Genomic DNA, 9329 nt, shown 5'->3' with positions numbered 1-9329 from the left:
CACGAGAGCCGCACCGGCTTCTGTCAGCCCTTGGGCTTTATAATCCCAGTCTTTAAATTCAGCCTTAACTGCTTGCCAATCCACTTGCTTGGATAATTCTGGATCATCACGCAGTTGCTTGATCCATGCCATGCCTGGAGAGCGAGACAATTGCTCAAGGGATTTGTCTAAATCACCGGTTGCCTGATACTCAACAACGAAGCCATCACCCGCATCAAGCTTTATGCCACCCTTAGCATCTATGGTGACATGTTCGATGGTCTCCTTAAGGTAACCTTTATCGCTCTCACTCCACCACACAAGGTTTTCATTACGCTGATAAACGTCCTTAAAATCTTGATCCTTGTTGGTCAGAAACTTGATCTTCCCCGTATCTGATGCCAAATGCGTCTGACCACCACTTGATAGCCCTGCCGCATCAAGCGTGAGATCCCCATTTTGCGCATGCATGGAGAGGTTGCCCTCTGTTTCTATCGTGGTTTTGTTTGTAGTAACTTCTGTTGATTGTTGACGAAACTTATTCTTTTGCTTCGATTTGTCGCCTTCTTTGCCCCTCAGATCCAAATCAAAACTGTTAAAATCTTGCTCTGAAATCGCGTTGAGAGCGCCACCACTGGTGAAATCCCCATTGCCCTTGGCTTTAAACTTTCCCCCAAGGTTAAGTTCACCACCTGTGACAATGGTCAAATCTCCATCACTGTTGACTTCTGTCAAACGGTGCTCACTGCTTTGGGCGTTATAATGCCCTTTTTCCAATGTCTCCTTATGGTCACTCTCTAGCACTAATGAACCAAACGTAGCAGAACCATCGACAATCACCGTCGTCGATCCACCACTGCTCCATTGGCCACCAGTCATGCTTAAATCGCCAAGGGAGTGAATGTTTAAATCCTGTATAGAAATGATTTGAGCCTGCTGCCCGCTCCGATCAACAAAACCATATTCATTCGTGTCACGGATTTTTGCAGTCCCATCAATGATTGTCTTCGCATTGAGGGTGATGATATCCCCCAGAATAACCCCTGAAGAGTTGGCTAAAAGATCGCCACTGCTGAGATCTACAGCACCGCTGCCAAGCAAAAAACCACCATCATTAAACAAAGTTTGCGTAGTCGAAACATGCAATGCACCATTACTTGATATGGTGCCGCTATTGGCAAAACGGTCCGTCTCTATAGTGACGCCATTGCCTTTTATTCTAGCACTGGCGAAGTTTCCTTGCTGCGTTTTTGCCCCATAAACATCTTGTGCTAAAGAAGTGTTTGGTGCCAAATAAACATGAGGCACCAAGACCTCTTGTCCGTCGACAAGGTGGGTCTCAAGCCAGATCATATCCTTTTTGATCCCAGCAATCTGCTGAGGCGTTAAGGGCTTGCCTAGCACTAACCCCAAGGGATCTTGCTGCTCCACAGCATTGTCATAGAGCCTTTGCATTTGAGCATTGGGATCTTCAACATCAAGAAGAGTGCGATTGCCTGTCAGCTCGAAGATTTGCTCACCCACCAGACGATATTCAAAATAAGCATCCCCCAACTTTTTGAACACGTGCTCAGGCTTATAATTGCCAATCTTTTTTAAGTAATAGTCCGATCCTAAAAATTTGCTTGGGTTGATAAAGTCCTGTCGCGTCTCAACTAAAAACGGCACATCCGGTGATTGGGTCTGGTCCAATTCTGTCTTAACAGAGCTAAGCCCGTCTTGCGTTGGCACCTGTATGGATTCTGGTGCGGGTGTTTTTGTGCTTGGTGCAAAAAGCCCTTTATGCCCTTTCAAACCATTGATAATCCCATCTAATCGATCATCACTAATCAGTGGTTTGGAACCGTCAAAATCGGTGTTTTTAACACCAGCCAACCCTTTATCGCCAGAGCTTAAGCCAACTTGCTCAACCCCCTCACGCACCGCATGATTGTCAATATAGCCTGTCAACTTGGCATCAAGCGTGCCACCAGCTTCAATCGTGCCATAAACAGCATCATAAGTGCGTTTGAGTGTTTGGGTAAAAGTAGGACCATCCCATTCTTCTGCACCTTGCCCTATACATGCTGGATTTGTGGCACTACATTGCTTATATCTGTAGCGTGTTTCAGTTACAATCTTGGTTGTTTCAATTAAATCACGCCCCTCATTGAGCAGCGTATCACCCTGCATCTCAATGTTGCCATTAGCAGCAATCAAACTATAGCTATTGCGGATATCACCGGCATGGACCGTGAGATGACGCCCTACCAAAATCTGTGCCGCATTATTGGTAAAATGAGGCTGCTGACGAATGATCGTAGTGTCGATATTTTTCTTGATCCTTGTGTGTTTATCAACATTTGGGATATTTTCCCATTCTCCTCGCACGTAACTGTGAGAAATCACTTTATCGCTAACTTCAACCCCACCTTCGCGCATGTTGGTAAGCGCTGAGACATCGAAGATCATATCGCCTGACACGGCTTCTAAAAGACCCGAGCTGTTGATCACATGACCAGCCCGCTCTCCACTTAAACCACGGATGATGAGATTGTCTTCAGCAATGACATCGGCAAACTTATTGATAAAATCCCCATCCAAGGAGAAAATGGCAGATTTCTTGGCATAAATCAGCCCACTATTACTCAGATCAGCGCTCACATTGAGCGCAACCCCATCACCACTTGAACCAATACTGCCGGCATTGTCCAAAACATCTGCGGTTAAGACAAAAGCACCACCACTTTTGAGAACACCGTCTTCACCATTTAAAACCAGAGCAACTTGCCCCAATGACGGATCATGACTTTTTGCCACAAGCGTAAAACTGTCACTGGCTAAAAGCTGACCGGAATTGGCTAAAGACCCAAGCTTCGCATCAACAACACCGCCCACCATAATACCGGAATTGCTTAAAACATCATGACTGTTGAGAGTCAGTACCCCGCCTTGCGCTTCCACAAGCCCAGTTTGGGTGAGTGTGCCTGCCTTCAGCGTTACATCATAGGCGCCAACCTCACTTGTCTCGCCCATTGTCAATATGCCATCACTGGAAAGCTCTATCCGCTTTTTAGAGACAATGCGCCCCGTTTGGCTGAGATTTGTTTGCGCATGCAAAGCAATGGTATCATTGCTTTCTATTGTGCCACTATTGCTTAAATCACCGTGGCTGGTCAGTTGAAGGTCACCACGCTCAATCTCTATGTGCCCTGCTTGGATCACACTATCAGCAACAATATTGACTGCCCCTTGCGTAGAAATAAGACCATCAACATTCTCAAAACTGCCCACATCAATGCGCAAACCATCCCGCGCTAAAACATGCGCACCTTCATCATGTGTAGCGTTTTGTTGCTCTGAATTTGTCGTTTCAGCGCTTTTATTGACAAAAGACGTTGCAACAATCTTCATCTCACCGGCTAAAGCACTGAGAAGACCAGCCTCATTATTTATATGACCAGCACGTGTCTCTTTCAGCCCACCAATGCTGAGAGCCTCTTCTGCAATCATTCTGCCCTGTGTGTTGGTTAAATCACCATCACTGAATACGTCCATAGATTTTTTGGCGTAAATCAGCCCACTATTGCTGACATTCCCTGCCACATTGAGGGCAACATTCTCACCACTAGAGCCAAGCACACCGGCATTGTCTAATTGCCCTGCGGTCACAACAAAAACGCCACCACTTTGAAGAACCCCTTCGGATGTATTCTTCAGAAAGGCTTGTTGCGGATCGGCGCCTTCTTGTGCGCTTACCATCAAATGCAAATCATCGGTTGCAATAAACGTCCCTTGATTGGTAAATGCACCAATATGAGCATCGACACTCTCACCGCGCATTGTGCCGCTATTGATAACCCCATCACGCACTTGAAGGGTTAATGCTCCTTCTTGGGCTTCCACAGTCCCTGCTTGGGTTAAAGCATCAGCACTTAAAACCACATCATAACTTAAAATCGTGCTCTCTTGAGAGGTTGTGAGCATGCCCCCCGCTGTCAAGGCAACCTGCTGCATGCTGACAATATCACCCGTGTGATTGAGGGCACCATGGGCATCCAGCGTTATCTCCCCATTGGACCAGACAGTGCCTTCTTGGATCAGGGCACCGTGATGCGCATAAAGGTCAATTTTTTGCTCTGCCACTAAGCGCGCGCGTGATGTAAGCTCTGCTGCTTCCACCAAAAGAGAACCGCCGGCGCTATAATGTCCAGCGCCTACAGTGAGCGCATCATCGGCGCTCAAGACAATATTCCCCTTGGCACCAATATGGTTGTTTAAAGCGCTGATTTGATTGGTTTTAATGGTCAGATCGCCAAGGGAAGAAACCCCTGTTTGATCATTGTCTTGCATGCGGCTTAGATCAATTGTTGCTGCTTGGATCTCTAAAAGATCACCGGCGGCTATCCGCCCATTCCCCGCCTCAAGCTTTGCTGCCTGTAAATGCAAAGAACCCGTCGCTGACTGTTGACCATCACTCCCAATACCGCTTGCTAGAAGAGCATGAGACTGGAGCTTGATCACATCGGCGTGCACATCAACAGCACCGCTTGCCGCAACGCGAGCTTGCTCAGCCAATTCAACATGTTTCAAAGCCTTCAGCTCAACCGCTTCTTCTGAAAAAAGCAGATCTTTCACGTGCACACTATCGTGGTGGGAGTGAGCCTTCACCGCTCCTTTGGCGCGTGCTTTGGCAATCACCAGCTTGCCATCACTTGTCAATCTCATGGCGCCTGCATTGGCAACCATGTCTCCGCGCATCTTAACGCCGGCGCCTTTATCATTGGCAATCACGCGGATCTGCCCCGCATACATTCCACCAAACTCACTGGAATCAATCGCCAATTCCGGCTCTTTGCCATCAGAACCAAGAGAAGTTGCTTCGCGTTTGTCATAATCAAAATGATTGCGCCCCGCGATAACAGCCAAATCTCCTTTGACCTGTATGGGACCCCCGACACTGATCTTGCGCGAAACAAGATCAAAAATATCTAATGCACTCCCATCAGCCCCACGAGCGCCTATGGTGATATCTCCACCCTCAACACGCAATCCACTCAAAGCGCCATCGGCTCCAATAATCGGTTGTCCAGTCGATAAAGTCACCCGTGGTGTATTAATAAAGNTTGACCTGTATGGGACCCCCGACACTGATCTTGCGCGAAACAAGATCAAAAATATCTAATGCACTCCCATCAGCCCCACGAGAACCTATGGTGATATCTCCACCCTCAACACGCAACCCACTCAAAGCCCCATCGGCTCCAATAATCGGTTGTCCGGTCGATAAAGTCACCCGTGGAGTATTGATAAAACCACAACCGTTACAGGTAATCCCATTGGGGTTGGNATAAAGCCACAACCGTTACAGGTAATCCCATTGGGGTTGGCGATAATAACATCCGCCATATGCCCGTGTACTTCGCTCATGCCTTCAAGACGCGAGCGATTGGCACTTACCACTTCATTAAGGATAACCTTTGCTGCACCGCTATAACGCAAATTGCTGTTGCCTGGCACCAATCCCCCAAGCTGTGAACGCGAGACTTCCTCAGTCGAATTGTTCAAAATTACGCCATGGGTATCAACATTGAAACTGTCATATTTGTTATGAGAAAGACCCTGTCCATTGGGGCGAACAATATCAATCAGCGGCACATCATTGCCGGCTTTCCCCACCGTGGGGCGGAAAACAGAGCCAACCCCATCAGCTGCTTTAATCCCTTGGCTCTCTTGTGCAACAGGACTTCGCGCTCCAAGCGCTTGTGCTTGCAATAACAAAGGCTGAAAAGCTAAGCAAAAGCTTAAAACAAGTGAAAGCCCCTTATGGATCCCTCGCTGCAAAACACAAAGAACGCGCTGCCATAGCTTGTATCCATATCCCAATCTATGCTTTTGATCTTTCAATCCCCGCATCTTCAGCTCCTCATAAAATTCTTTATCTCTTTAAAAAAACAACCCATATGGGTATAAACAGCGCAGCGATATTTTTTACCGCCCCTTTGCTCTAAAATCTCAATAATGCCCGCACTTGAAATAACCCTGTCGCATTTCCCTTTTCTCGCACTGTCGATTGGGTTAAAATATTCGAATAAGACACATCAATATCCGTAATGTCTCCGGTTGCATGGAAACCAAGAGTTGCCCCAACGAGGCTCCCGCCAAAACTGTTTTTGTTTACATTATTGGCCACGGCCCCCAGATCAAGCGCCATATAAGGGGCAAATTGGCTCATAAATTTACGCCCCATTCTCGAAGAAAAACCTGGCAACAACAGCGACAATTCATTGCGCCAAAACGCCCCATTATTGCCGTAATAAATCGCCTCACGCACCCCACGCACAGAGGAACTACCACCAAGCGATATTTGCTCTGAACTAAACAACGTGTCGGGTGATAATTGTCCTGAAAACAGCGTGTTATAGCGAAAGTTATATTGTTTGAGCGAAAAAGGACGCACGTAGCCTAGGGAAAAAGATAATTTGGAAAATTGCCCTTTGGGTGAATTTTTTGTTGTATTCTCTTGCTCTTTATCATCATAAGCGCCAAGAATTGCCAACCCTTTATGAAACCCTATATGCGCGCTTAATTCTCCTCCAAGCCACTTGCGCGAATGATCAAGCTCAAAGGTTGCAATAGCCAATTTACGGCTGGAAACATCAACCCGACTGCCCATAATAAAATTATCAGAATATTTCCATGTCAAGCGTCCTGTAAGCCAGGTCTTTCCCTCTTGATCACGGTCGATAACCCGTGAAATCCACGGTGTCAGCGATAAAGACTTACCCGCAGTCATAATATCGGAAAATATTCCCTTAACACTCGAATGATATTGGCTCCACGTCCCATCAAAACCTGTTGTCCAAGTGCCATAGGGAAGAGAAAATGATCCCGTTAGAGTATCACTATTGGGACGCTTGTGAGAAAAATGATACGGACTACCATCCATAGAACGCTGATAGCTCAACGACCATTGATCATTGATCCCCAACAGATCATCAAAAGAAAAGCTCAAGCGCGTTTGATAAAGCCCTGTTGCTTTAGCGCCAAGATTATCGCTGGAAAGCGTAATAAGCCAAGGTTTCTGTTTTTCAATATGAACATCGAGTATCGAACCACCCGAATTGCTCCCCGCACCAAGATTAATGGTGGCTTGGCGTGAGAAAAGCCGATTGATTTGATCAAGCCCTTGCTCTATCTGGCGCAGATTGGTCGGCTTTCCAATAAGGTTTGGAAAAGCCGTGGTGATTTCTCCTTGAAGTCTCCTCTCAACTTTATGCCCATCCAGAGTGATATCTTCCATCACACCTTCAACAACAACAATCTTGAGATGACCGCCGCTTAAATCCTGCTCAGGCAAATAAGCCCGCACTGCAATATAGCCGCGCTTCATATAAAGCTTGGTCACCGCTTTGAGCACTTTATTGATTTCGGCAATCCCCAAACACCGTCCTTCCCAAAGAGAAATGGCTTCATGAAGGTCGGTATGAGAAATCAACTGAGCACCAACAAATTCAATGCTTTTGATCAGCAAACAGGTTGTACTAGGCGAAGCACCATAGGCAGATGTGCTATCATCGTCTGGCAAAAATATCCCATGTGTTTCGTTTCTACGGTGCAATCGTTGAAAACGCTGTTCTTGCGTTTGTTGTCGTTGGATGCTCTCTGATTGATTAATCGCTTTCTCACGAATGTTTTGGGCAAAACTCGGCAACGAGAAAAGGCACAAAATAGCCGCAAAAACAAAAATGAAAAAAAATCTATGCATTCATTGTGCCCTCAAAATGAGCAACAAAATGAACCATATCGTCAGCGTCACAGAAAAAATCGCCAACCGCGTAACAATTTTTTAATTTTTTGATGAGAATAATACTTATAACATCTGAGAAAAAAGCATAGACTGTACTGTATACACCTGCTTTATGAGTTGTGCAAACCATATCATTTCCCCCGCTTTTGAAGATTTTACAATGACACTGTTAAATGACAATCATACACTCTAATATGCTTCTTAATTTTAAGGTGTTGCATGTAATATAATTTTGAGCTTTAAGTAAAGACTCTTATTCATAGAATAGACCAAATTTATTGGAACTGTTACATATTAGAGACAACAAAAAACACTCCATTATTATCGCTTGATAAGAAAAATAGTATGACAATCGCTTATTTACTAAAATAAGAAAAAAAGAAAATGCGTAATGCTATAACTGATGAAGGATTAGCATATTTAAAAGCCGCTTATCCTAATGAAAAAACACTAAAGATGATCTGTTTTATTATGTTTACGGTTTTTTGCATTCAGAAGATTATCGCACCCGTTATGCTGATAATTTATGCAAAGAATTGCCTCGTATCCCTTGCGTAAAAACGGCTGATGATTTTTGGAAATTTGTGACAGCAGGGCGTGAACTCGGTCATTTGCACGTAAACTATGAAACTGTAGAACCTTATCCTGTCACCTTTAAAAAGGGTAATCCAAAACAGACAGAAATCTCTAATCCCGAAAAATTCTATTATGTAACTGAAATAAAATTTGCAAAAATTAAGAATAGTAAGGAAAAGGATAAATCAACTGTTATTTATAACAGCAATATCACAATAACAGATATCCCTCTTGAAGCTTATGAGTATATCGTCAATGGCAAGCCTGCTCTTGAATGGTTTATGGGGCGTCAATGTGTAAAAACAGATAAAAAGAGTGGTATTGTGAATGATGCCAATCACTATGCTGTTGAAACCATTGGTAACCCTGCCTACCCTCTAGAGTTATTTCAAAGGGTTATCACTGTAAGTTTAGAAACAATGAAAATTGTTAAAAACTTACCAAAATTAGAAATTAGAGAAACTGAATAGATTTGGCATGCTCACATAATGGGTATGATAAACGCATAAGGGGTATAGAGCTTATAACCATAATCTATACCTCTTTTGTTAAGTTGCTTACATATAATCCTGAAAGGATAGTCTATATGCGTTATTCTAAAAAGAAGAAACTTGCAATTTTAGATACTCTTATTTGGATTGCCTTTAAAAGATTATATCGTAATCTAAAATGATAGCTTTGTTTAAAGAGGGTTATGTATATTCACTTTTCTTATAGGTTTTGAAGGTATAAAAACCGTCAAAACCCCTTCAAAACGTATATTATTAGTTGAATTTATAGGTTGTGTTATCAATAGAGGTTGTTTTTTAAGATCTGTAAAATATTAACACATTGAAAAATAACGTTTTTACTTTTTATCGTTTTTTTATCTAAAAGAGGCAACCGTCAAAACTCAAAACCCCGTCAAAACTCATAACCATAATGGTCTTGATAGCATTTATTATGATTATAATCCCTTTCTTTTGAAAGGCTTTAAAAGATCACA

Annotated in this window: 2 protein-coding genes and 3 pseudogenes; 1 reads left to right on the top strand and 4 read right to left on the bottom strand. The window is 44.0% G+C overall.

All coding sequences use genetic code 11. The features are described from left to right. From ACFIK4_RS00945 to ACFIK4_RS00930, 4 genes and pseudogenes are all read right to left on the bottom strand, one after another. Positions 1 to 5082 (bottom strand): annotated as a pseudogene (locus ACFIK4_RS00945) (filamentous hemagglutinin); the annotation flags it as partial. Positions 5083 to 5101: 19 nt separating this feature from the next. Then, positions 5102 to 5874: pseudogene (locus ACFIK4_RS00940) on the bottom strand (filamentous hemagglutinin N-terminal domain-containing protein); the annotation flags it as partial. 91 nt (positions 5875 to 5965) lie between these two features. Further along, positions 5966 to 7726 carry a ShlB/FhaC/HecB family hemolysin secretion/activation protein gene (locus ACFIK4_RS00935; protein ID WP_375674598.1) on the bottom strand — a complete coding sequence of 587 codons (1761 nt, stop codon included), beginning with the start codon at positions 7724 to 7726 and terminating at the stop codon, positions 5966 to 5968. After that, the gene (locus ACFIK4_RS00930) at positions 7719 to 7898 is read right to left on the bottom strand and encodes a hypothetical protein (protein ID WP_375612457.1); all 180 of its coding nucleotides are present in this window, start codon (positions 7896 to 7898) and stop codon (positions 7719 to 7721) included. Before ACFIK4_RS00930 ends, ACFIK4_RS00935 begins: the two co-directional genes overlap by 8 nt. A 257-nt stretch (positions 7899 to 8155) precedes the next feature. Between ACFIK4_RS00930 and ACFIK4_RS00925 the strand changes: the two are divergent. Further along, positions 8156 to 8814 (top strand): annotated as a pseudogene (locus ACFIK4_RS00925) (type ISP restriction/modification enzyme); the annotation flags it as partial. Positions 8815 to 9329 lie beyond the last annotated feature (515 nt).

Source organism: Bartonella sp. AP9QHHD, assembly GCF_042195625.1.
Classification (GTDB): Bacteria; Pseudomonadota; Alphaproteobacteria; order Rhizobiales; family Rhizobiaceae; genus Bartonella.
The sequence above is the reverse complement of the archived record's forward strand: the minus strand, read 5'-3'. Positions and strand labels throughout refer to the sequence as shown.